The organism is Microbulbifer variabilis (genome assembly GCF_056232115.1).
In genome coordinates, this window is the sequence record NZ_CP174325.1 from 4,330,904 (window position 1) to 4,354,509 (window position 23,606).

Here is a 23,606-nt window from a genome sequence, read left to right on the forward strand (position 1 = left end):
CGAAATGGAATTCAAAGATGGGTAAAAAGAAGATACCTTTCAAACATCAGCTAAAAACTGTACAAGACATTACTGACCGCATATCTAGAATCTATTTAGAAGCACAGGAGAGAAAGAAGAGAGCATTCTTTAGGACTGTCATAGATCCGAATGAAGCTACTATATATCAGGATGTTGTGGTCAACTCCAACCGGACACTTCTTTAAGCACATTCCTCAAATTCGATAGGGGCTAGGTCTCCCAGTGTTGTATGTATTCTGCGTGAGTTGTAATAAGTAATATAGGCTCTCACATCTGCTACCGCATCCTCCCTTGTCGGATAGAGGTTTCCCGTTAACCACTCCCGCTTCAGGCTGCTGAAGAAACGTTCAGTCGGTGCGTTGTCCCAACAATTTCCCTTACGGCTCATTGAACACACCATCCCCTGCTGACTCAATAACGTTTGGTAGGTATGGCTGGCATACTGACTGCCACGATCAGAGTGATGCAGGAGACCTTTTGGGGGCGTACGCAAATTGACAGCCATCATCAACGCACGAGTTACCAGGGTCGTTTCCATCTTGCGGTCTAGATGCCAACCAACAATCCGGCGCGGATAGAGATCAATCACTACTGCCAAGTACAGCCAGCCCTGCGAAGTCCAAATATATGTAATATCAGTCGTCCAAACTTGATTTTAAGCACTCGGTGAGAACTCCCTATTCAGAAGATTCTCTGCGACCGGCAGGTGATGTTTACTATCTGTTGTCAGTGTAAATCGCTTCTTGCGCTTTACTGCCAAGCCTAGCTTTTTCATGAGCTTGCGGACTCGATAGCGCCCGACTTCAAAGCCTTCTTTACGTAACAGCTTCATTAACCGACGACTTCCGAGACTCTGTCTAGATTCTGCAAATAGGGACTTCAAGCGATGGCATAGTTGCCATGTTTGAGCATCTATTGAGCTATTACCACGGCAACACCAATCGTAATAACTAGTCTTACTTACCTGCATTACCCGGCAGAGCACCCTAATAGGAAAGCTGCCTTGCTGTTTTTCAATAAAGCTGTACTTTATTTCATTTCTTTCGCAAAGAAGGCGCTGGCCTTTTTTAGGATTTCTTTCTCCATCCGCAACTGCTTATTTTCACGTCGTAATTGCTCTAATTCTGCGCGCTCGCCTACATCCAACCTCACACCGTCTTCTTCCTGCATCAGTTCCTTTATCCAGCGTCGCAGGTTATTGGCTGTTGTTCCTACAGCCTCTGCTGCTTTAGAAATTGAATACCCTTGCTCAGAGACTAGCGCTACGGCGTCTTTCTTAAATTCCGGCTTGAAATACCGACGTGTACCTTTTGTTGTCATACTTCACCTCGCTTGGTAGTTTTAACATCTTAGCGAAGTGTCCGGAAGGATTAGACCACTACAGGAAGGTTCACATGGTAGAGGCGGGATAAGTAAAGGGGTTGGGCACTGTGACTACAAATTCTCAAATTCTGATCCTATGTGGATTGAACCCAGTGACGAGCACGGTTTGTCTTTCTCATCGACGGTCAAGCATGCTGTCTCCACAATGGAATTTCTAGGCGGATTTCAAAAGAAGGGAACTAAAGTTAACTGTGCCTATTGGATTATAGAAGACAGTCAGCATATCCCTTCTGGAATGAAATTTGTACAAGATCCTGACAACCCCGCTCATTATTTACTGGCAGTAACAGAACGCATGCGAGTTGATGAACTCGTTTTCAAACTAAGATCTATATCTGATAGAATGGCCATCATGACAGACCTACAACTGGAGGCTTATAAAAGTGCTTAAATTTAAAGAGTCTGAGTCTGATACTAAAAGCCTCGCTTTACATTACGCTAAAGAAATGAATGATGAACTTCTTGAAGATTTTATCAATTCAAAAGTTAAAATTAATTCGACCGAAATGGCAACATCTTTAACAGAATCATTTTGGAAAATGACAGACTTAGCAATCAAAGATAATGAAGAGCAAAAAGTCATAGAGGGAATTACTGATATAGTGTTCTGGATGCATAAACTCTTTAACAAATTTTCTGGCTACATGCTTATTAATGGTTTTGAAGAAGTTTGGGAAAGTACATCAAGTAAGATACGTGCTAATTAAAACCTGGTATTGCCTTACTCCAATTTAAGGGAGTATGGGCTTTCCCACACCCCCTTGGTCTGTCAGCATTTTGGAAATAACTACTCTTTTACTTGGCGACTCCCATGTACTCTACTTTATTTAGAAGCTAGGGCTTCCTACAAATAGTATTTTTCTTAAAAAGGCCAGATACCTTATTCTGGCCTAAATGTATCTTCGGTGTATCATATATGCATTTTCAATGTATCTAAAAGATCATCTTTAAAATCAATTTTCTCTAATGATTCAGCTGTAAAAATCAAAGCTAATGCTTGATCCACAAAAACATAAATTGCCCCATTAACTTCCTCCACCTGCTCAACCACTGCCCAACTATAGAAACTATGGCCATGTTGACAAGTTTCTTTAATACCCTCTGGAGTAATCTCATACTCTTTAGATCCCAATATTATTCCATCTTTGTTTGGTGTAAAGCACTCGCCTATTTTTACAGCCAACAACCTACTAAGAGCAACATAAAAAAGAAACGCAAGTGATATAACCATAACTAATATGAACGGACTCAGCTCAATTTTCCCACTCTTAAACTGAACACAAGACATAAAAACTAAACCGATAGCCAGCCAAACAACTAGGTTCTTAAGAATCGATATCCATGTATGAGATTTCAAACGACTACATACCACATAATCACAATAGTTATTATAGTCAGCTTTAGAGGTTACTACTTTAAATTTCAAACGAATCTCCACAATCTACATCATATATAAAGGTCAATCTACCTTAAGCCCAAGCGTAAATTCTTTTGGACACACAGCGAAAGCTAATAACATCACTATACTTCTACTCCCTGAGGCGCTTTTCTGCCTTAATAAATCTTCTGAACGTATATACCATTACGGCAATATAAAGGGCAATTACTATCGCCATAGCAGAAATATCATAGACATTTATCACCCAGCTTTCTGGGTGTTGATCTCCTTGCACCAATAGCGTAGTAGTTAGAAATGACACTAACAGCAGCAGTATAAATACAGCGGTTATCAATAGAAGTTTGCATGCCAGGAGTATAAATCTCTTCATGAAACAAAAACCTAGGTTAGGCAGTTGAAGGCAGATGCAACCTGTACCTATATTTGTCTAAATAATTAGCTCAATACGACCTCCCTACATAAGGGAGGCCTTAACTACTTTAACCTTTTAACTTTATGTCCCGACCTTCAGACTGAGGTTAAAGTGGGGCCCCTATTCTCCCACTCGTCAATCATTCTATCGGTCAGCGCCCTCAAACGCCCCATGTATAGAATATCTTCTTGAAGCTCTTCAGCTTCTTCATCATCACATTCATTAATATCAACATCACATAATTTTTCTTCATAGCAAGCAAGAGCTTCTCGTATATAGTTCAAATCTTTGTAGTTATAAGACATCACCTAACTCTCATATATTTTTTTAAGGCGGCAAGCTTTTCAAAATACTCGGAAACAGGCATATCGATTTCCGCTTCAATCGAGTAGTGGGTATTGCCTTCTGCATCGGGAAACATATCTTTTGCAATAAACAATCCTGATTCCAATCTCGCATCTTTGGTAATTATCCACCGAGCATCCTTTCCCTCTCTAAATGGAACTTTGCAACTGATACCATCGAAAAGTGATACCCCACCCGATTTAGCCAAAATATACGGCTCTGAAGAGCCTGGCATCCGGTAGGTTACGATATCGTTTCGCTTGGGCCTTTCTTCACCCGTTCTGTTGTTTTTCACCATCATTGGCCGATGGTCCTCACGATACCTGACCTTATCGATCTGCGGATTATCAAGCTTTCCTTTCCTAAGCACCACATCCACATCAAATCTCTTCATACACACTTGATTGGCAAGTTTGTGGATTTTGCGTGCCCTAGGCATCATCCCGTGTAAAGCCCAAAACGTTTAGATTTGTTTAATCACTCCATAAGTTTCAATCCGATGTTGGTAAGCGATATTACTTCAATACTTAACGACGAGCCATAGCCAGCCGCAAACCCGATCCCCTTTGCCATTAGAGCCATAGCGAATCCAATTAGTTAACTCAGTAGCTTGAAGCGACTCCCCAACTTCCCAGTACCTAATTCCCGTCTTTTACTGATCCACGTCCACAACCCCAAACCGACAAAAATCTACAAGCTGGGACATACGTCTTAGCAATAGTGCTAGAAGTGATAGGAAATTAAGTAAAGATAGGCATCCACGCCCCCAGGTGAGAGATCTATGTCTATATCTAAAGCGAACGAAAATTAGGCTATAGGGGTTGTCCAGGTCAGGCTTCCCAAGGAAGAAGGCCCTACCCCTCTCTGTAGAAGTTAAACTTTATTTGGCAACGAGATACATATCTCCACGCCCTGCTCCAGCCTTTTCTTGAGTAAACTGTACAAAATGTACATAAAGTAAGTTGTTCCAAAAAGGCCCGAAGAGCCGTAGCATATTACTTGTGCTTGTTAGGCACCGGGCTCACCAGAAAGAAGGAAGTATGCTGTGTAGGCTAATCCAGCTACTAACAACCAAAATGAAATACTGACAATCACCACCAGAAACCCAATTGGCTCTCTCCCTTTCTTTGTGAAAGGTTTACAAATTAGATTGCCAGGGAAATGGAACATGACCTCGACAATGATTGTAAATATAGTCTCAACAATAAATCGACCGAGAAATCTAAATACACCGCCTATTACTTCTTCCACTAATTCTCTCTCCGAACCCAGGATTTTTGACGCCTAAAGCACTTACTGCAAAATCAAATCGAAGCAACGGTTTTTACACCGTATGCCTTTTCGTTTTAAATGTGAGCTCAATCCGAACCTCCTGAGTCAGAAAATTCGTTGCTACAATTGGATTCTACTAGGGATGAATCACTTCTATTCATAGAAATCACAACAGAATCAATTTCTTTCCTGGCCTCGATTGAGCTAAGACTTACGCCAAATTCTGTACAATATTTATCAAACTGCTTTTTATCTGACCACATGTATATTGCGTACATTTGATACTTAGTCAGTTTGGGATAGTGGTTTTGAACACTATTAGCTACCTCAGAGGCTAAATACTTTCTCTTATTCCCCCAATCATTTGATAATTTACGCCTTAAATCCCTTTTGAAGATCCGTATGGCCTTGCGTTTACTTGACAATTTTAAAAACCACACGATCAGGTACCTTTACCGATTAATTCAAAATCTACATCTGTATATCATGCTTCTCTCTAATTCTAAAGCTCATATATCCTACAACACAAAAAAATACAGAGAGTCAAGAAACCACCTTTAACTGATAAGTATGTCAAATAAAGATATAGAGCAACCTTTTATATTCTTGTAATTTCTTTGCTCTGTATATTTTTAGAAATACTTTATGAGTCAATGAGTTATTGCTTATCTTCAAGAAATAAGAAAAGCTGTTTTTCAATTCTGATATACAGAACAATGCAAAACCATCTTACTTGCCTATTTTGGGAGAATTAGATAAAAAGTCATTCCTCCCCTGCACCCTCCGCCCCCCAAAAAAAGTCACTTAGTACCCTGTTAAGGAACACCCTCTCGGATTGAGTATCAGTAGAAAGCAATGAGGTTACCCACAAGTAACGAACCGGCAAAAACCTAAAAATTGTTACGAATTCCTCACTCACAGTGTTGAAGTAACTGGAAAATAAGTAAAGATATGCCTCCCACCAATAACCCCTTGTCATCTATCGAGGAGACACCTACGTGCGCATCAAACATGAACAAAAAGTAGGACTAGAGAGCCCTGCTGTAGTATCTATTTGATAGATGGTACATAACTGTAGGATTTTTTAGAACTTGGGCAAAGTATGGGCTATCCCATTCATTGCTTTAAAGGTTGAATCATGCAGAAAACTATTACGATTATTGGTGCCACAGGCCATTTAGGTCGTCAGGTAGCACGAAAACTGGACGCTAAAGGTGTCCAGGTAACTGCGCTCGTAAGGGACGCGGTTAGCGCTCGCACTATCCTCCCAGAGAGTATCCAGCTTGTCGAAGCAGATGTCTCGGATAAAGAGAGCCTGGTGTCTGCACTAGTTGGTACCAAAACACTTTATATCACCCTGAATACCACGTCACTCGACCCGACTTTACCCTTTCATAGTGAGCGTGAAGGTGTGATTAATATCGTGGAGGCTGCAAAGGTCAATGGTGTGCAACACATCATGCAAATTGCTGGTATTGATTATCTCCACCCAGAGTTTGCGGACAAGGGACTTGAGTACAAAACCAATGTAATCCGTAAGCCAGGGATAGAGGCCATTAAAAGTTCGGGCATTGATTTCACATTCTTCTTCTGTTCATTCTTCCTGGATTCTTTCCCCACATTCATCGAGAACGGCCAATTTTCTATCATCGGCGATCATGTCCACCCTATCTACTACACCAATACAACAGATCTGGCAGAGATGATCGGTAATGCTATCGGGAATGAGATGGCCTACAGCCAGAGTTTTTCAGTTCAGGGTACTGAGGGGATGTCTTTACCAGAGGCGGCCAGAACGTTTGTAGAGGCATATTCTCCGGGAACAGAAATTGCCGTTCACCCTATCGCGGCCATTGCAGAAATGGGACTGCCCGAGGAGCAGGCAGTATTTATGGAACATATGCTGACTTACGTAGAACAGCTAAAGGAGCAACCGATAAGTCAAAAAACCTGGCAGGTGCTAGGTAAGCCGAAAACGACCATCACAGATTTTGCCCGAGACCTGTCGAGCACTTCATAACGCCTGATCCTTATTCAGTATTGCGTCCTCTGTGCTCAACCGCTTCATCAAGTCAGTGGCTGCAGGACCCAGTGGACGCTTACTGGACCAGATAATATCTACACCGTGTGACAACTCTTTCTCCTGCTCAAATACTAGCGGGAGCTGCATCAGTTTTTTCGCCGCTATCCCTTTCGCAACCACGTGTAGTGGCAATACTGCCCAGCCCAAATTGGCGTTGACAAGGTCAAGTGCATCATCGACACGTGACACACTCCACACGTCGGGAGACACCAGCCAGCGAGTTTGGCTGGATATCTCAAACTCCTGCAATAAGATTTGTCGGTATTGTTTCAGGTCTTCCCAGGTTACTTCAGTAAGTTGTGCTATCGGGTGCTCAGCACAGGCGACGCCAGTGAGCTTCAGATGGCCCAGGGCTCTGAAATCGTACCCAGTGGGCACATCTTCTTGCTGCGTAATAATCCCGAGTTGGGCCACATCCCGTTCGACCCAGGTCTGTACATCCTGAACACTTCCCGCTCTGAGCGTAATTTGAACATGTGGATATTTGGTCTGAAACCCTTGAAAGAGTCCACCCAGGTTTTTAATACGAACATGCTGGGCAATAGCCAACGTCAACCGGGCCTCAACATCCAGAGACAAACCCTGTGCGATCGCCATCAAACGCTCGCGTTGCTCGATAAGACTCCGTGCGCGTTCCAGAAGTGACTGACCCGCGTCCGTCAATCGCGGGTATCGTTGACTTCGATCAAATAGATTGACTCCCAAGTCAACCTCCAGATTCGATACCAGTGAGCTGATTACCGACTGCGCCTTTCCACATTTACGTGCAGCCGCTGAGAACGAGCCAGCCTGCTCGGTTGCTACAAATGCTTCCAGTTGCTCAATAGAAACTGCCACGCGCCCAACCTATCTGTTTAAGGTATAGTATCTAACTTATCCCACCTAAAATAACTATATATCATTCAGGCATATTTTCTCAACCAGAGTGAGTATGGCTGATGACTAAATCATTGAAGAATCGTTTATTCCATGCGGTTTCCTACGAGTTTTTTCTGCTGCTGACAGGTGGCTTACTGGTGGTGCCAGTGTTTGATCTGGAGGTACACCAATCGCTAGTACTTGCGGCTGGACTATCAATGTTTGCGCTGGTCTGGAATATGGTTTTCAATCACGCTTTTGACTGGTACTTATTGAATATACGTAAAAACCCGGAGAAGACGTTTATCGTTAGAGCCATGCATGCGTTATTGTTTGAAGGGGGTATGTTGGTACTGACGTTGCCAGTAATCGCCTGGGGCTTTAATCTGACTATCCTAGAAGCATTTATGCTTGAGATAGTCATGGTGATTTATATCGTGATATATACCTATGTATTCAACTATTGGTTCGATAAGCTGCATAGCTCGTTTCAAGTTACTGAACACAAACGTTAAAGGTCTTCTCCACTTTCTATTTTAGATGAAATGCAGGACCAGTTAAGATACACATCGCCGGAATCACCCGATGGGGGCAGAGATACATACTTTTACTATGTGCTTAGCTCAATACCGATACATCTTAAATTTGTTAGCAGTTCTTTATATTGATCGGACTTGGAAGATAAGTATTGTAACTTACGATGCCTTTTAACTTCCCAATTACCAATGACAGAGTCAATTTTTGTACCGGATGCCGATGGTTCATCATCGAAACCAAACTCAAATCCACAGCTACATATCTGAAAAGAGCCACTACCATCCTCTAAGTAAGCAGGAGATCCCAACTCAGGACTACCACATACAGGACAATGCCAATATCCATTGGCATGCTTGAACATGGTAGCTTTTTCACCATTTCTAAATGTGACATCTTTTATGATCTTACCCATCAACGACGAACACTCTCTTAAGCGATAAACTACGCATTGAAGCATATATCTCAATAAAAGTACTAAAGGAGGCCTGCCCCCTACTTTCTCTATAGAGGTTTACTTAATTACCACTTATGCTAAGCCAATTTTTAGCAACCTTTCCGGCATCGGTGGAGTCCGAAGAGAGACGTAAACCACGTCTTGGAATGAGTGCCGATAAATCAAATCTTCGATTAAAGCGATATTGAAATTCTGCCAAATAGCGCTTGCATATTTCGGCCTAATAGCATGGTAAGTGCTACGCAGCGCACTCTTTCAATTATCAAGTACCATATTTACCCAATAGAACTCAGGCTCTTCAACAGAAGCTCGGCCACCACCACAAACATTTTTTTCATGCACACAACCTGCCTCCTTAATGGCATTGAAGCATGGAAGGCCATCTGAGATGACTGTGCTACCACTACAAAGAGAGTTTTACCCTTGGCTCCGCGCCCCATCCAGCACGCCCACCACCGAGATAGGCATCATCCAGTTCAATAAAACCGAACAGTTTGTATCGCTAGTCCCGCTCCATCATCACTTGCATGAGTTTCTGCTTCATACGCCATGCTGCGTTGTAAGAGATACCCAGATATCGAGATAGCTCCAAACAGGAAACACCCTTCTTATCTTGAGTAATCAGGAAGATACCGAGAAACCAGGTGGTGAGGGAAAGCTTCGTGGAGTCAAAAATCGTACGGGAGGTAATCGATGTCTGACGTCGACACTGGTTACACTGCTTAAGCTTGCGACAAGCGAGGTCGCAATGCTTGTCATATCCGCAGTAAGGACAACTAAAGCCATTGGACCAACGCCATCACGACAGCGCATCGAAGCACTGTTCCTCGCTGCCGTACATGTTGAGGAATTGGTCAAACCAATCCCCTTCTGAAACTATACCGTGTTGCGAGCCATGGTGTATTCCCTTGCAGATCAACGAGATAACTGTATTTATATAGAGCTAGGCTTAACTTAGCAAGAGTGGTAATTAGGAAATCCTTTATTTTAAACGCTGTACCATCTTCTTTAACTAGCTTAAGCAAAAAGGTTAGCCTTTTATCATTTAACTTGGTCTCTAGACATGAAATAAATCAGTCAAACTCACCATTAAAGCCACCATCCTTAAAAACCTTTGCCCCAAACTCCTTATGTTTCGCATTCCCTGTTGATGATACAAAGTTAATTTCCCCCATAGACGCCCTTCATTAAACTCAATTTCTTCATCAAGGGTTGCAAAGTGCTTTTGTGAATTTTTTTCATAGACAGTTAAATTATTCTTGTTGCAAATATAGTTATAAACCACTTCTATACTGAAAAATACAGGAGAGTCATATGCAACCTAATCTAAACCAGGATTATGCTTTTCTTTTCTTTAAAAATACTTCGGACAGTTTTAAGAGGTGAAATGGGTAGAAACCATAGACAGGTATGGAAAAATAAGGTCCTCAGATCAAATTGACGCAGTACCTGCCTATGGAAAACGGAGTTAAAGCTATTTTCGTTCGAATGTCCAATGTCAAAAAACCACGGAGAAATTTCATACTCACGCTATTTACTGTACTGATGGTTTTTCAGGGGAAGGCGACATTTCTGAACATGGAGCGATACAGTTTAGCCAGTGAAAAGCGCTATCGTCGATGGTCTCGTCGGAATTTTGACTTCGTTAAGTTCAATGCAGAATTATTTATGCAGACATTCCCAAACAACGATGAATGTGTGGCGGCTATAGATGCTAGTTTTATCAATAAACCAGGAAAACAACAGAGGAAGTTGGCTGGTATTACAATGGTGGTACCGGAGCCTCACAACGTGGCCTTGAAATCTCTATAATCAGCATCACTGACCTGAAGTCGAATACTGCCTATGCCATGGATGCCCAGCAGACAATAGACGAAGAAGGCCGATCCCGAATTGAGCTATATGCTAACCATGCCGTCAAACTTGCACCAACACTCCTTGATCTCGGCATTAAGTATCCTGCTGCAGATACCTACTATAGCAAGGTGAAATTTGTTGCGAACATCATTCCAACGGGGTTACACATCGTTGGCAAGTTGCGATCTGATGCAAACCTGCTATGGCTATATGAAGGCGTTTAAAGCGGCATTGGACGCCCCAAAAAATACGATGGAAAAGTTGACTTTATAGCTGGCCTGAACCGTTTTGATCATGTTGGCGCTCTGAATGATACGACTGAAGTTTATACAAAGGCTGCCTATGCAAGTTTTTTGAAAAGAGTTATTCGCGTTGTGATGCCGAGGTCTACTAACGGCGACAAAGATGGGTATGCACTGCTGTATTCGGCAGACACAGAGCTAGATGCAATGAAACGGATCGCCTATTACAGGTCAAGGTTTCAAATAGAGTTTTTGTTCAGGGATGCCAAACAGTACACAGGTCTAACCCACTGCCAGTCAACTCGAAAAGAAGCTATCGATCTACAAGTAAATGCAACACTGACAGCCCTAAATTTACTGAGAGCTGAGGACAGAAAAGCGAAGAAAACGGATAAAGCAACGGTTATTTCAATTGCCAGCTGGAAGCGCCGCAAGTTCTATCAGTACCTTATGAATAGACTTTTTGGCGAGTTAGATCTGGACCAAAGTTGTGGAAAAGTTGCCAACATTTACGAACGGTATAGTGACTACAGCACTATAGCTGCGTAAAACTGCCCGAAGTAATGTTGGGATATAACACCCAACAATTAATCTATAAATTAATATATGATTTTTTAATATATCAGCGAAGGGTACTAATCCTCAGTAAAGAATGCTGGTAGTATCGGCTAAGGCTGTGAAAATATCTGTAGGTTGGCGTTATATATAACCACCAAGGTATCAAATGTTTTTAAGGGGTAAAAATCATATCGAGACAGCTTTTATGCGGCCGTAAATATCGCCTATGAGGTGATGAACGTTAATTTGGTGTTTGTGCACCGCTATGGCGAAAGTTGTGTTCTGTTAATTTCGGATAATAGAATATGAGTGAAAAGCATGGAGCAAAAAGTTTTGCCGGCGTCTTATCAGAAGAGTTAACGGAAATTTGCCAAGGATTATACTTAATTTCAGCGCCACCAGAGAACCGCCCTTATATTGGCGAGCAGTCACTGTGGGTATACTTTTTACTTTCACCACCCTCTTTAATTCTTGCCCAGCATAGCTCCCAACATTCGCCAAAACATGCGAAAGTTACACTCGAACACACTTGGAATGAAATGTCAGGTTGGTATATTTTTATAGGCGTAGAAGTGAGTCAACAAGAAGCGCCTGACTTTATCGAGAAAGCTAAAACCTGTTTTCCCGACCTTACCGGTACTATACAACCTGAACATGCACTTGTATGGCTGCAAAATCAATCATTACCAAAGGATATACCAGCTATCAGCATACTAAACACAGAGTTTAATTTTCAAGTACGATGCTCTGAAAACTTATATTGGTCGCAACTTAAATTAGAGTTTATACCAGGAAGTAAGGCTGAGCTCATTGGGGTGGAAGAAGGTTCTCCTGTTCTGAGGTTTTCGTTACCGGGAACTATATCACCATTCCAGCTATTTCATTACGATTCAGATAAAGAGCTCTATGTTGCGTGGCCGGATCTATCCCCCATAGGTTCGGCAATACAGCTGTACTTTTCTGGACTGGCTGCCGGTAGCTTGAATTTTCCATTTGGATTGAGTGATTGCCACCTGCGTAAACTAGTAGCCGCAACTGGCTGTCATTTTAAATATATCCCTGAAATCTCCTCGAATGGCAGGAAATCCGTGTCGGATGAGATCCAATTTCCTATGTTCGATTTTACAGATGTAAAAGGAACAGTCGGTTTTGATTTTTGGTTAAACCCCGTTCTTCCTACGAATTTCTTCGCTACACGCTTACAGTTGGATGTCACAAATCGTTCTGATAATCAGGAATGGGCAACCGAAGCCAAAGCCATTGCTTCCAGCTATTTTTTCACTACCGAAGGTGCTCCGGTAAAATTATCACCCTATGATCCGGGTACAGTTTTACCCGTCAACGGCGAAATCGGTGCTGGATTTGGCTTTTCAAAAATGCAGGATCAAGATATAAGTGGCTTGCCCGCTCACTTTCCCAGCAACTTATATCTTTCGCCCGTAGGGATTTTTACACTTGAAAATATAGAAGCTGATGGCAAGAACTCGATAATAGAGCTTATGCCCGGGCTTTATTCACAGGAATTCCTGCGAATTTCTGAGGGTACTAAAATACAGTTTATCAACGATCAGCCTGCCTATGCGCGATCATTCTCGGTTAGCGGATCTCCATCTGACTCACCACCCAGTAATTTGGATTTACTTCAGAACGACTACACCACATCCTGGATGCAGGTACTGACTGAAGAGGGGCACTACTTTGGCGAACCTAGCTCTGGAAGCTTTTTTATTGAACAGGATGGTGGCCCCTTTTCAAATAGCGTCGATGCTCGCCTGGCAACTTTATCTAACAGTACCGCATTCCCCTGTGTGCCATTGGGCGGTATTTTCTCCGCTCCTTCCCCTTTAAACAGCGAACAAATCAGTCGCTTTGAGGCGACCATTCTCAGCAGTGCCCGCCATGGTCAATTGACTTTACATTCTGAGGGACCAGTATTTCTCCCTGGGGGCAGTCTGCTGGGCCCTTCAAGTATGCTTAGCTCTACTACGCCCCAAGGGCTGCTAATTGAGCTCAATGACGATGGTAGTTGGAACAAAGTGGTGCTGGCCAAGCAGCCAGCTATGCTGAATGCCGACCCTCCGATTCCGGAGACCCAGCTGCAGTTTTTATCCTATGGTTCCCCTCCAAAATTCCCTGCAGACCTGTCGCTGATACTGACACAAAATCAGCTTTTTTTTATCGTAACTGAACCCTCTGAATGCTGGAGCTTTGACTCGACGATTTTTCTCAGTGGTTTTCAATTTGAGCTGGGTTTTGATAGTGAAAATCCGGACGCACAGCTCATTATGATTTTTAAGTTTAATACTACAGCCAGTGTCGCAGAGCTGGTTGCTAATCCGGGGCTATGGACCGGTGCAGAGCATTATAATAGTGATCCAGAGGCGACCTCAGCACTGATCGATGACTATATTACCTTTGCTCAGCAACGAGTGCCCGGCGATCCTTTCGAACACTTTAATAACCTGGTGAATGATCCAGCCTGGACAGGAGTGTTATTTCTCAACACAGGTATTAATGGCAATGGCATGCCGGCAGATTTACAAATGCTCCTGGGAGGCGTTAACGGGCCCCTGCGTGCGCACCATTTGGGTATTCAGGGTAATATGATGGATGTTGAGGCCAAGTCTGGGAAATTAGAGATCGATCAATCGTCCTTATTTGGAGTTATATTTTATAACGGCAATGGCCAGCCTTCGAACCCTGATTTGTGTGATACACCAGTGGATTACGAAACAGAAACACTGGTGGTGGTGTTTAGTAATTCCAGTATTACACAGTTTAATACCAGCGTTGGGCTCACCCTCAACCAATTGATGGGTAGAGATGTTCAATTGATCCATCCCCCAGTCGATTCCAAACTGAACACCATAAGTATCAAAGGGCAGTATCAGGCCGGTAGTGATGGTGTCGGCCGGATGACATTTATTAGTGAACAGAAGTTTAAATACAAATTTATAGTAAATGATCCCAATATTGATCCAGTAGTGCCCAACGTAAGAGTGTTGGAGAAAGTAGAATTTAATCAGGCAAGTCTGGTACCGGTGAGCAGCCAGCCGGTACAAGAAAAAGGTACAACCGAGGTCCGTGCGCGCTTCAGTTTAAGTGGTGCCTTGTGGTTTTGTCCCAACCCGTTCCCAGACAGTGATCAGCTGGATTTGTTTTCCTATGGGTGCAAGGATGGGCCCGATGTAGGTTTGGCAATCTCAAATCTTTCTGTTGATGTAGATTTTACTCTTAATGAAGTGGGTATAACGGTGCCTGATAGTAAACGAGTCACTCTGGACTTGACGGCTATGACTGCAGATCCGAGTACTGATGCCATTCGCCCTAATAGTCTGCTGTTCAGCATTCCGCTAAAATTCAGCCGTTTTATTGTTGGCGAAGAAGAGGCAATTAATGCCACCAATACCGGATCTACCGCTGTGAATATCTTGCAGCTGGAATCCAACCCAATCAATGCGGATTCACTTGTACAGCCAGCATTGCTGGATTCTCCCGACCAAGCCGCTAGTCCGCCTAGCACTTACGTTACCAGCGCGCCGAGATATGCTTTGGAGTACGACATGTTACTCGGCTCGCTCGGTGCTCTTGGTGCGGATGCCAAGCTGGAAGCTAAGGTGCTTCTGGCCTGGGGGCCTTCATCCACCATACCGGATAACGACGCCGCCGCACTTTTTATCCAATTGCCGCAATTATCCGCCGGTGCTGGTGGTTTTGAACTCGAAGGTGTACTGAAGACAGCATTTGGTGATGCCAACCTGCTTAAAGTCGACCTGGAAAACGGTAGTCAAACCGTGTATGGCATATTGTTCAATAATGTTCAATTGAGCGCTTTTGGCTACAGTTTCCCCCCGGGGGTAATGGTCGACTTCACGGTTTTTGCGGGAACAACAACACCGGAAACACCGGAGCATGTCATTCCCACCTATGCTAATAACTTGGCATGGTTTTTATCAGTTAAACCGGAGAATGATTAATCATGAGTTCTTCTAGCAAAATCGTCGACGATCTAATGCTAAGGCTCAATCAAATCTACGGCTTGTCATTGCCACTACTGCCGTTGACAGGTTGGCCAGCTGCTGTTGTTACCCTGTGGAATAAAGTCGTCGACTGGCTGCCCGCAGAAGGCCCACCCCCGCAGACTGTGGTAGTGGAAGGTACCTGGAAACCTTTTGGAAGTGGAAACTTTGTATTTGAAGATCTGAGGATCAATATTTACAGAGATTAGCCTGCTTACGTAGAGGCAAATTACGATTAACTTAGCCAACTAACCAGTTAATGGGTTAATGCGGCACAAGGGTGTACCGCCCTTGGGATAGACCGATGCGAATCCGTGAAATAGGTGATGATTTATTGATTTTATTGTCCGTTTTGTAAATTGAAAATTTCCACAACAAGCAATAACATAAAAGGTAAATGCCATGAATACTCCAGCTCTTAGGAATGATGACCCGCCTACAGGCCTTACTGTCAGTGCCACGTTCGATTACAAGGGTCAGAAAATTCCCATCAACAGCCAGGACATTAAAAATATTAGTGAAACCTCAGGGATCAAATTTAGCCTTTCCCAACCGGTGGTGCTTGGTAATATCGCTGAATTCATGGCATGGCTAAAAGACACTCTAGGCATACCGATTGACGAGGGAGATATTGGCAGTGCGATCAACAATCTCCCTGGCGATAACGAAAATGACCCTAAGATACTGAAAAATATAAAAAATGCTTTAAATGATTTTCTCCGCGCGAACATTACGATCACGGTATTATCCGTGGACACAGCCAACGGGAACTATAGCTTCGGTGTCACTGTAACTCCGGAAGCTCCAATCACCATCCTCGGTGACATAGCATTGGACTCTATCGGGGTAGAAATAGCTTCCAATAAGGATCCCGAACCCGATTAGCTTGATCCTATCACTCGTATCAACTCGTAAACTTCATAACTAGAATAATTCTAATAAGGCTATGACCAACCTCCTTTTGAAGGCGACAGGTAGCGCATTTGATGTTCCCCTAGAATTAGATATGCAGTTGTTGGGGGGACCTCTTTCTTTAACTCTCGCAACAACTCAGTCACTATCTATCAATGATGTCTGGAATCTTTTTAGCTGCCAACTGGAGTCGGCGACGGGGATTTCGCTTCCGGACATCCCTGCCGGGCCTTGGCAGGCAATCATGGATCGGGACATCAAACCCTCGCTTAGTGTGACACCCAGCACAGCGCATGGCAATACTGCCGCCTATCTTCAGTTGGCACTCGATCAGCCACTGGAAATTGGCGGTACCGGCCGTTATGGTCCCGTTGAGATTACTTTTGAGCCCAATATACAAGTATTCGCTATATTAATTGGCTATGACGGTGATGGTGACGGCTTGACAGTAAAGGCAAAAATCAAAACGCCCACAACGCCATCAACTTCGGGCAAAACTATTAGTCCGGATGCTGGCGCTACTGAACAACTGGTTAATTTTCCCTTCCCGATACCTTCCCAGAATTCAATTTCGGCTTTCAAGCTGCACTATTTAGGCATCGGTCAGCGGGTAGGTCCCAGGCTTCAAGTTGCCGAATCTGCTAACCCCATGGAGGAAATATTCCACCAACTGGAAAATCAGTTGGTGGGTGATGATCCGGCTACCATCATCACAGAGCTGGCTAAAGAGTTTTATCAGCCCGATCGAGACTGGTTTATTGCTGTAGATCTTTCGCTGCGTGAATTCCGCTTGAGAGTTCTTTTCAATGATCCAGTTATGTATGGCCTCGAAATTTCGGTGCCTATGTCCACACCACCTTCGTTTTTCAGTGGCCTGCTGTTTGAAATTCTCTACCAGAAGCTAGGACCAAATCTCGGCGTTTACTATGGCTCCCTGACGTTGCCCTATGCGATGCGTCGAATTCCGCTTAATGGGTTTATTCTTATACTACCTAGCTTTTCCATTTGGGTTTACACCAATGGTGATTTTCGGATAAATGTAGGCTGGCCCGTGAGCCCGGAGCGGTCTATTGGTATCTCTGTCAGCGTTCTTACCGGTTGGGCTGGATTCTATTTTGCGAAGTTGCGCAGCGGAAATAACCCAGGTGCAACTCCGAGTGTCAATTACAATCCTATTCTTGAATTTGGTATCGGCATTCAGGTAAGTGCGGGATTGAGTATCAAGGCCGGGCCATTGAGTGCGTCCTTAGCTGCTACAGTGGCGGTCTCAATGCAGGGCTTGCTGGCTTGGCGAGCCAATGAAAATGGTTCGGGGAATTCCTTAGCCAAACCGCCAGATCACTATTGGTTTGCCGGCGCCGCCAGTATTGCAGTGCTGTTAAAAGGCTCCGTGAACCTGGGAATTATTAAGGCCACTGTGACAGTGAGCTTCACTGCCACTGCAGGTATTGCCTTTGAAACGGGCTATCAAACAGTCATTCCTGTCTCGGCTTCTGTGAGGGTGAGTGTCTCGGTTAAAGTGGTATTTATACGTATCCACTTGTCATTCCATACTACAGTGACCCACACTTTTTATGTGGGAAGTGGTACTCCGGCATCTATTGACGGTCCTTCGGCACCTGGTCTCAGTTTCCCCGAATTTAGTGTAACGGACATACTAGCAGAACGGGCCAAAAACGCCTCCCTACGTATACGTAGAGAAATGAAACAGCCTGTCCAGCTTTTACATAATTTCAGTGTTCCAACTCGTTTTATACGTGAAGGTTTTGAAAAAGAACAGTTTACTGATGCACCCATAAAATCGAGTCTAGCGGAGCTGGAAGTGGTTTTCCTGCTTCAACCTACTGTGGTTTATAGCGAGAATACAGCATCAATCAAACTTATTGGTTCGCTGGTGATGGAGAGCCCGGCGCCCGGTGAAGTGCCATTAAAGTCGCCTGGGACGGCTACCGGCTATGAACAACTCATTATTAAACTGGTACACTGGTTATTGACATTTGTCCCTCCAACACCTGTTGAAATACCGCTTTCACAAACCTTACAAAGGCTTTCTGATAATCTCGGTACCGGAACAGAAGAGCCCGGTCCACTATTCGGCGGCACTGATGGTTTTGTGGAAAAACTCAAAGCTTATTTTGAAGAGAATCTGGTTTTTAGTATCAGCAGCTTTCAACAGGTTTCTGAAGAAACTCTGCAAACAGCAGCCATATTACCCATGTTCGATGAATTACGTCTGCAGAGCGGTGACAATGGTGTAGATTTCAGTGAATTTAATCGCACCCCGGCCAATTACCTAGAGGCCATCGACATGTATTTTGACAATCTGGGCCTTATCGGTTCAGAAGTGCCGGGGGTCGGCTCAGAAATTCTCGAAACAGCAGAGACCTCGCCGTTAACAGGTCCCAGCATGGCGAGCTTTTTGTTTACAGATTACTTTGTTTTGATCGCGCGTTATGTGGTTTCATTGTTGATTCCGGCAGCTCAACAGTATGAGCAAGATATCGATCAAAGGCTGCAAAAAGATATTGCCATTGCCTCTGCAGCTTTGTCGGAAGACCCTTTCCGGTATGTCGATTTAGTCAGCGCCCATGCCGCTGCCAGTGATCCAGGGCAGGAACTCAGTACTTTGCTGGATGAACTTGACTATGCCAATGTTGCGGGGTTCGGTTCACGTTATCTGATGTCAGGCTTGCAATTACCTGAGCCAGATAAGGTGCCGCCTCAATTGAGCCCCGAAATCATCGCTGATTTTCCCGTGGCTTCCCTATTCGAATTGTCTGGCCAGCAATTTTCGGCCAGTGAAGGGAGCGCTACAGAGGAAGCCTGTTTGAGCTTCTCACCGGGCCAGTCGGCCGCTTGGATTAGCTTTAATGGTGTTAGTCCCGATAGGGTGCAAACGGAGATTGAATTACCTACTGAACTACCTTCGGCCCCAAACCCTAACTGGCAGGCGGTTAGATCATCAACTCAACCCACCAGTCCCGCAGAAAACACCATTGATTTCCGTGCACTGCCACCGCTGACAGCTACGCCCTTGGGGTTCAACTTAAAAAACAGCCTTGCTTGGGACGCGCCGGATGAAGCGCGTACCCTGTATACCCTACCTCAGCCGCTGATGAATCTAGTTGCGCAGAAGCAGGGCGTGCAGCTCGCACTGGAAAGGGTCGACAGCGGAGCAGCTATTCTCGGAGCGGATGTAGAAGCGATTCCAAGTTTGGCTATTCCGCTGTCACTGCGTCAAGTTCAAAGCTCTACAGAGAGCGCTATGGGCCGCTCATCGGGGTTACTCGCGGAAGCTGACTCCTCAGCGAATATCTACCAACTAAACGGCACTGATGAAGCCACCCGGGATTTGATTGAACAGGCGTTGAAAAGTGATTTGTCCAATGCAAGCATCAGTTTGCTCTACCAGTGCCCCGGCAGTGACAAACTGCGTTCGGACGATTTGGACCCCAGTGTACTACTGGCCAAATTGAACCTCTCGACTTTAAATCAAGTAGAACAAGTCAGTGCCTTGCACGCCCACACGTTTAACGTTTTATCAGGAGCAGATAATTCCGACTTCGCTCCCTTAAGTGATGTGAAAAATTTCCTGCGTCTAATATGGGAGCTGAGCGTTGTTCGGGCCCAAGGCTTTTATCTCTATTATAAAACTAGCTCGGGTGGGGGCTTGCCCGATGATCTGTTTGCGGATACCGCCAACGCTACTGACTCTCCGACTGACCCCAACCAAGGCACTGTTCTAGGCACTTCTGGTGGAACCGCTGATTTTACTATTTTGGTTCAGTGTCAGAATGCTGGGAACAATAGGGTGGCTTTTGCCCCCTATGAAAACTCCTTGTGGGTGGAATGTGACAGTCCGGCTCCCACCCTGACTGCCGAAGTATTCGATATGAATGGTGTGCCCCTCACCAATTATCAGCCCACCTATGAAGCCGGCAATATAGGCTTTGCCATCAATTGGACACCTGTTAGTGATGATGATTTGATCCAGATTCCGGCGAACGGTAATCTGCCGCAGATTCGGGTCAATGAACTTTACCACCTGCTTCAGTATCAGCTAATAGGCAACGGCACTTATCGTGCTTCGGTCTGGAGTTTACCAGTGGGCCCCACCCAGAGCGAGGATGAGGTTTCCCCACAGGCAGATGGTTGTTTGCAACTGCGCCAGGTCATTCCGGTGTTTGCCTTCCTTCAGGAAACATGGCCAGAGGTGGATTCCCCAATAATGGCCAATCGCTACGATATTATCGGCCAGCAAACAGATTTGGCATTCCGGATTTGTGATTTATACGGCAACCCGCTGAACACACAATACAGAGATACGATTACGCCGCTCTATAATGATCCCCTTATCAGCCCCGGAGAGTGGCCGGGGGTGGAGACTGGATTCTTTTTTATTGATCATAACGACAATACGGCTCTGCTGAAACTGTCTATGGAGTTTAATCCAGGCATAGTCAGCGCTACACACTCACCAGAATTTTCCTCACTTGCTGCTGATGAGAAGCAGCAGTGGCAAGCTATTCAAACGCGCTATCGTTTGATCATTGACCAACTTACCGACTGCAATACCTCTCTAACGGTTACCACCAGCCTGACCGGAACCGTGAGTATTGGTAACCCTCAAAGGGAACTGCTTAACTTTGCAGAGCAGGTACTGGAATATATCAACCAGCAAGTCAATGATGCTGTTTTCAGTGCGGTGCCCTCATTGACTGAGCCTACGATTAGCACACAATTTAACTTTCCTGTCGCCTTTAGAGATGTCTTGGAGCAACCAGATGATATTGTTGAGATCACGGCATGTCTGACGATGAAGCGCGACAGCTCACTGGTTTATCCGCCGGCAATAACATGCTTGCCCGCAGCCGCTGAACTGCAATTTCAGATCCCGGCAAAACTTAACTTACCCCCTTTCCCTGTTGCTCAGGAAATGGCTACAGACTGGATCTCGGAGGACAGTAATCGAATCACTAACTTTGCCCGTTATTTCGAAGCAGCGTTTGCTGATTTTGATCAGGCTGGAGGCGTATTGAAACTGGCGCAGAAATCAGTCCAACAAGTGGCCGATGACAGTAATCAAGTTCCTGATTTATGGGCCGTTCGCTTCAGTGAAATTAAAGGCTTTGATATAAGCTTTTGCAGCGATCCGGTTTATTTTGCGCTTCGGCCACTGAATACGACACCATGCAGCGGTATGGTCAATGATATCCAGTACAATGATATCGATATGGATGCATGGGCCCAAAGCTTTTTGATGGCTGTGGAAGCATTTCTAACGGCAGAATTTGGTATCGCAGTGGCGCTGCTGGATCAGCGTTATAACACTGATTACTACGATCAGTTAATGGCGAGCAAACAAACTCTTGCGACATCAATACCTAGCGGACTGGTGTCGATTTTAGAGAAGGATGAAGGACAGGGTGATATCGGAGAAGCTCAGGAGCGGTTGCGGCAAGCGCTATTAGTAAACCTTACCAGTGCCTACACCATTTCCACTGTTGTTCAGGTGCCCGCTGATATTAATGCATCAGAAATTATAGATGGCACTCACCCACAAAAGGCACCACAACTGTTTGGCAGCATTGTCCAACCTAATGATGATGCACTGAATAAAAGCGACGCTGATATCGACAAGTTATACCAGTTCTCAGCGGTTTATCTGAGCCTTGATACAGGCCAGCAGTGGGCAACTTCTTTGCTTAGTGTTACCACACCGGAGGATCACTCCAGTATTCAGCTACCACTGCAATACAATGTCAGCTACTTGCAACATAACTTTGAAGAAGGTAGCAAATTTCTCGGCTACGTACCCAGTTCCTGGGTAAAATTTGCACTGCCCGAAGAGGCGCCCCTGCTGATGCCTATCACTGCCCAGGCGTCACTCAATACGGATGCTATCATCCCGATCCCCCTGCCTTTTGAGCCAGCCTTGCCAACACTGTTGTCCCACAGTGGCACTGGAGCCAAACAGTTAACGGAGTTATCCGGCTCTTCAGAGCTTCGCGATGAAATTCTCGATGCGATGGAGTGGACCTATACGGTGCAAATAAGCACCGATATTGCCAGTCAAGATGACCTGTATTTTGATATTATCCGCAACCAACCGATCGCGCCGGGGCAACGGCGAATCACTGAGGCCAGAAAAAATCTAGGAGTTACTGATGCCTTATTTACAGCTCTTGCAGAATTTCACCAAGAGTATCCGGCCTTGTCGGCCCAATTAAATAATATTTTGTCTGAAGCCTATAGTAGTGGTACCGCTTCCCAGGGTAACACTAGTGGGGAAGCATCCGAGCTTGTTTCAAGTTTTGTCACACTGGTAAATAATGTTGCAGAGTCTTGGCCCACCAATTGGGATATTGCCGAAGATTTGTTAGTTGAAGATAATGAGATCGACCATTTCCATCTCACTCTGAGCGGAGACCCTGGTGTCAACACCGCACTGAATACGCTGACACTGCAAGGGCAAACTGATCGGGATAACGAGAATCCTGCTATCTGGCCTTCTCTCTCCTTTAAGGATCTTATGAATGAAGATAACCTTTGGGAGCCGGATTCTAGCCAGGCTACGGAAAAAGACGGATGGTGGGAGCTTCAGCACAGTATTCCAGCTGCCCCCCTGTTTAGTCCTCTAACTTTAACTTGGACACCCCTAGATATACTGGCTTATCAGTCTGCCAATTTCACTTCATGGATTGTTCGCAACGCCGAGTTAGTACCCAATGAGAAAACCAATCCACTGTTTATTTACACAACGGACGAAACCTCCTTTGTAAATGCAACTATTCCGTTAGTTGAACGGGAATCACTTAATCCCGTCGCTGTTGGACCGATGAGTGAGGCTACTTTACAGCAAGTGATGGAAGATATTATCGAGCCTATTTCTTCGGTCAACTTCGCTGCTATTAATCCCAGGATTAATTTGCGAATTAGTTACGCCTACTCGCTGGTAAGTGATAACAGCGGTAGTAGCCATTTGATGGCGGAAGCTTCCGTTTTGTTAGCCAACGCGCTTGAGTTAGACACGTTGTCTCCATCGACGACAGCGCGGAGTGTTGCGTCACAAGTCTGGCAGTGGTTCCAGAATAGCCAGCTCCCTTCCGATAATGCACGGCTCAATATTGGATTTACCTTATTTGGCACAGTTAATGGGCAGCAACTACCACTGGTGCAAATTAATAAGATTACAGTGTTATTTGGAAGTACTTACTAAAAAGGGGGAAGGAATACACTGTGCTCGGGACCGTA

At 44.7% G+C, this 23,606-nt stretch carries 17 protein-coding genes and 2 pseudogenes; 10 read left to right on the plus strand and 9 right to left on the minus strand.

Going from position 1 to position 23,606, the window contains the following annotated elements; genetic code table 11:
• Nucleotides 1–202: 202 nt before the first annotated feature.
• Nucleotides 203–1,341 (minus strand): annotated as a pseudogene (locus tag ACJJI7_RS19265) (IS3 family transposase).
• Nucleotides 1,342–1,549: 208 nt separating this feature from the next.
• On the opposite strand from ACJJI7_RS19265, the gene ACJJI7_RS19270 reads away from it, so the two are divergent.
• Both ACJJI7_RS19270 and ACJJI7_RS19275 read left to right on the plus strand, forming a co-directional pair.
• A complete protein-coding gene (locus tag ACJJI7_RS19270; protein WP_444901472.1) occupies nucleotides 1,550–1,795 on the plus strand; it encodes a hypothetical protein in 246 nt (81 codons plus the stop codon).
• Entirely contained in the window at nucleotides 1,788–2,111 is a 324-nt protein-coding gene (locus tag ACJJI7_RS19275) for a hypothetical protein (protein WP_444901471.1), read from the plus strand. The genes ACJJI7_RS19270 and ACJJI7_RS19275 overlap by 8 nt, the downstream gene beginning before the upstream one ends.
• A 203-nt stretch (nucleotides 2,112–2,314) precedes the next feature.
• Here the strand turns inward: ACJJI7_RS19275 and ACJJI7_RS19280 are convergent, their stop codons facing one another.
• From ACJJI7_RS19280 to ACJJI7_RS22650, 5 genes are all read right to left on the minus strand, one after another.
• Nucleotides 2,315–2,830: a YcxB family protein gene (locus tag ACJJI7_RS19280; RefSeq protein ID WP_444901470.1), complete on the minus strand. Its 516-nt coding sequence runs from the start codon at nucleotides 2,828–2,830 to the stop codon at nucleotides 2,315–2,317.
• A gap of 480 nt (nucleotides 2,831–3,310) precedes the next feature.
• The gene (locus ACJJI7_RS19285; protein WP_143731643.1) at nucleotides 3,311–3,520 is read right to left on the minus strand and encodes a hypothetical protein; all 210 of its coding nucleotides are present in this window, start codon (nucleotides 3,518–3,520) and stop codon (nucleotides 3,311–3,313) included.
• Nucleotides 3,520–3,954 (minus strand): hypothetical protein, encoded by a 435-nt coding sequence (locus tag ACJJI7_RS19290; RefSeq protein WP_444901469.1) that lies wholly within the window; start codon nucleotides 3,952–3,954, stop codon nucleotides 3,520–3,522. Before ACJJI7_RS19290 ends, ACJJI7_RS19285 begins: the two co-directional genes overlap by 1 nt.
• Before the next feature lie 614 nt (nucleotides 3,955–4,568).
• A complete protein-coding gene (locus tag ACJJI7_RS19295; protein ID WP_282953295.1) occupies nucleotides 4,569–4,811 on the minus strand; it encodes a hypothetical protein in 243 nt (80 codons plus the stop codon).
• A gap of 107 nt (nucleotides 4,812–4,918) precedes the next feature.
• Entirely contained in the window at nucleotides 4,919–5,272 is a 354-nt protein-coding gene (locus tag ACJJI7_RS22650; RefSeq protein WP_507021860.1) for a DUF6559 family protein, read from the minus strand.
• Between the two features lie 698 nt (nucleotides 5,273–5,970).
• Between ACJJI7_RS22650 and ACJJI7_RS19300 the strand changes: the two genes are divergently transcribed.
• Nucleotides 5,971–6,852: an SDR family oxidoreductase gene (locus ACJJI7_RS19300; RefSeq protein WP_444901468.1), complete on the plus strand. Its 882-nt coding sequence runs from the start codon at nucleotides 5,971–5,973 to the stop codon at nucleotides 6,850–6,852.
• Here the strand turns inward: ACJJI7_RS19300 and ACJJI7_RS19305 are convergent.
• A complete protein-coding gene (locus ACJJI7_RS19305; protein ID WP_444901467.1) occupies nucleotides 6,847–7,752 on the minus strand; it encodes a LysR family transcriptional regulator in 906 nt (301 codons plus the stop codon). The genes ACJJI7_RS19300 and ACJJI7_RS19305 overlap by 6 nt on opposite strands.
• A 101-nt stretch (nucleotides 7,753–7,853) precedes the next feature.
• Here ACJJI7_RS19305 and ACJJI7_RS19310 point away from each other — a divergent pair, with 101 nt between their 5' ends.
• Nucleotides 7,854–8,288, plus strand: a complete 435-nt coding sequence (locus tag ACJJI7_RS19310) for a PACE efflux transporter (RefSeq protein WP_444901466.1) — start codon at nucleotides 7,854–7,856, stop codon at nucleotides 8,286–8,288.
• A 95-nt stretch (nucleotides 8,289–8,383) separates the two neighbouring features.
• Here ACJJI7_RS19310 and ACJJI7_RS19315 read toward each other — a convergent pair whose 3' ends face one another.
• Together ACJJI7_RS19315 and ACJJI7_RS19320 are read right to left on the minus strand one after the other, a co-directional pair.
• Entirely contained in the window at nucleotides 8,384–8,722 is a 339-nt protein-coding gene (locus ACJJI7_RS19315) for a hypothetical protein (RefSeq protein WP_252085638.1), read from the minus strand.
• 114 nt (nucleotides 8,723–8,836) lie between these two features.
• Nucleotides 8,837–9,628 (minus strand): annotated as a pseudogene (locus tag ACJJI7_RS19320) (IS1595 family transposase).
• A gap of 591 nt (nucleotides 9,629–10,219) precedes the next feature.
• Between ACJJI7_RS19320 and ACJJI7_RS19325 the strand changes: the two are divergent.
• From ACJJI7_RS19325 to ACJJI7_RS19350, 6 genes are all read left to right on the plus strand, one after another.
• A complete protein-coding gene (locus ACJJI7_RS19325; protein WP_444901465.1) occupies nucleotides 10,220–10,576 on the plus strand; it encodes a hypothetical protein in 357 nt (118 codons plus the stop codon).
• Nucleotides 10,577–10,926: 350 nt separating this feature from the next.
• A complete protein-coding gene (locus ACJJI7_RS19330) occupies nucleotides 10,927–11,412 on the plus strand; it encodes a transposase (RefSeq protein ID WP_475717146.1) in 486 nt (161 codons plus the stop codon).
• A 1,097-nt stretch (nucleotides 11,413–12,509) separates the two neighbouring features.
• A complete protein-coding gene (locus tag ACJJI7_RS19335) occupies nucleotides 12,510–15,398 on the plus strand; it encodes a hypothetical protein (RefSeq protein ID WP_444901464.1) in 2,889 nt (962 codons plus the stop codon).
• 2 nt (nucleotides 15,399–15,400) lie between these two features.
• Nucleotides 15,401–15,649 (plus strand): hypothetical protein, encoded by a 249-nt coding sequence (locus ACJJI7_RS19340; protein ID WP_444901463.1) that lies wholly within the window; start codon nucleotides 15,401–15,403, stop codon nucleotides 15,647–15,649.
• Nucleotides 15,650–15,842: 193 nt separating this feature from the next.
• Nucleotides 15,843–16,325 carry a hypothetical protein gene (locus ACJJI7_RS19345; RefSeq protein ID WP_444901462.1) on the plus strand — a complete coding sequence of 161 codons (483 nt, stop codon included), beginning with the start codon at nucleotides 15,843–15,845 and terminating at the stop codon, nucleotides 16,323–16,325.
• Nucleotides 16,326–16,446: 121 nt separating this feature from the next.
• Nucleotides 16,447–23,571 carry a hypothetical protein gene (locus ACJJI7_RS19350; protein ID WP_444901461.1) on the plus strand — a complete coding sequence of 2,375 codons (7,125 nt, stop codon included), beginning with the start codon at nucleotides 16,447–16,449 and terminating at the stop codon, nucleotides 23,569–23,571.
• Nucleotides 23,572–23,606: the final 35 nt, after the last annotated feature.

What these genes read in the sequence shown, in the direction of transcription:
- ACJJI7_RS19270 (WP_444901472.1), top strand. Translation starts at nt 1,550, where the DNA reads ATGGAATTTCTAGGCGGATTTCAAAAGAAGGGAACTAAAGTTAACTGT.
- ACJJI7_RS19285 (WP_143731643.1), bottom strand. Translation starts at nt 3,520, where the DNA reads ATGTCTTATAACTACAAAGATTTGAACTATATACGAGAAGCTCTTGCT.
- ACJJI7_RS19290 (WP_444901469.1), bottom strand. Translation starts at nt 3,954, where the DNA reads ATGAAGAGATTTGATGTGGATGTGGTGCTTAGGAAAGGAAAGCTTGAT.
- ACJJI7_RS19300 (WP_444901468.1), top strand. Translation starts at nt 5,971, where the DNA reads ATGCAGAAAACTATTACGATTATTGGTGCCACAGGCCATTTAGGTCGT.
- ACJJI7_RS19310 (WP_444901466.1), top strand. Translation starts at nt 7,854, where the DNA reads ATGACTAAATCATTGAAGAATCGTTTATTCCATGCGGTTTCCTACGAG.
- ACJJI7_RS19315 (WP_252085638.1), bottom strand. Translation starts at nt 8,722, where the DNA reads ATGGGTAAGATCATAAAAGATGTCACATTTAGAAATGGTGAAAAAGCT.
- ACJJI7_RS19325 (WP_444901465.1), top strand. Translation starts at nt 10,220, where the DNA reads ATGGAAAACGGAGTTAAAGCTATTTTCGTTCGAATGTCCAATGTCAAA.
- ACJJI7_RS19340 (WP_444901463.1), top strand. Translation starts at nt 15,401, where the DNA reads ATGAGTTCTTCTAGCAAAATCGTCGACGATCTAATGCTAAGGCTCAAT.
- ACJJI7_RS19345 (WP_444901462.1), top strand. Translation starts at nt 15,843, where the DNA reads ATGAATACTCCAGCTCTTAGGAATGATGACCCGCCTACAGGCCTTACT.
- ACJJI7_RS19350 (WP_444901461.1), top strand. Translation starts at nt 16,447, where the DNA reads ATGCAGTTGTTGGGGGGACCTCTTTCTTTAACTCTCGCAACAACTCAG.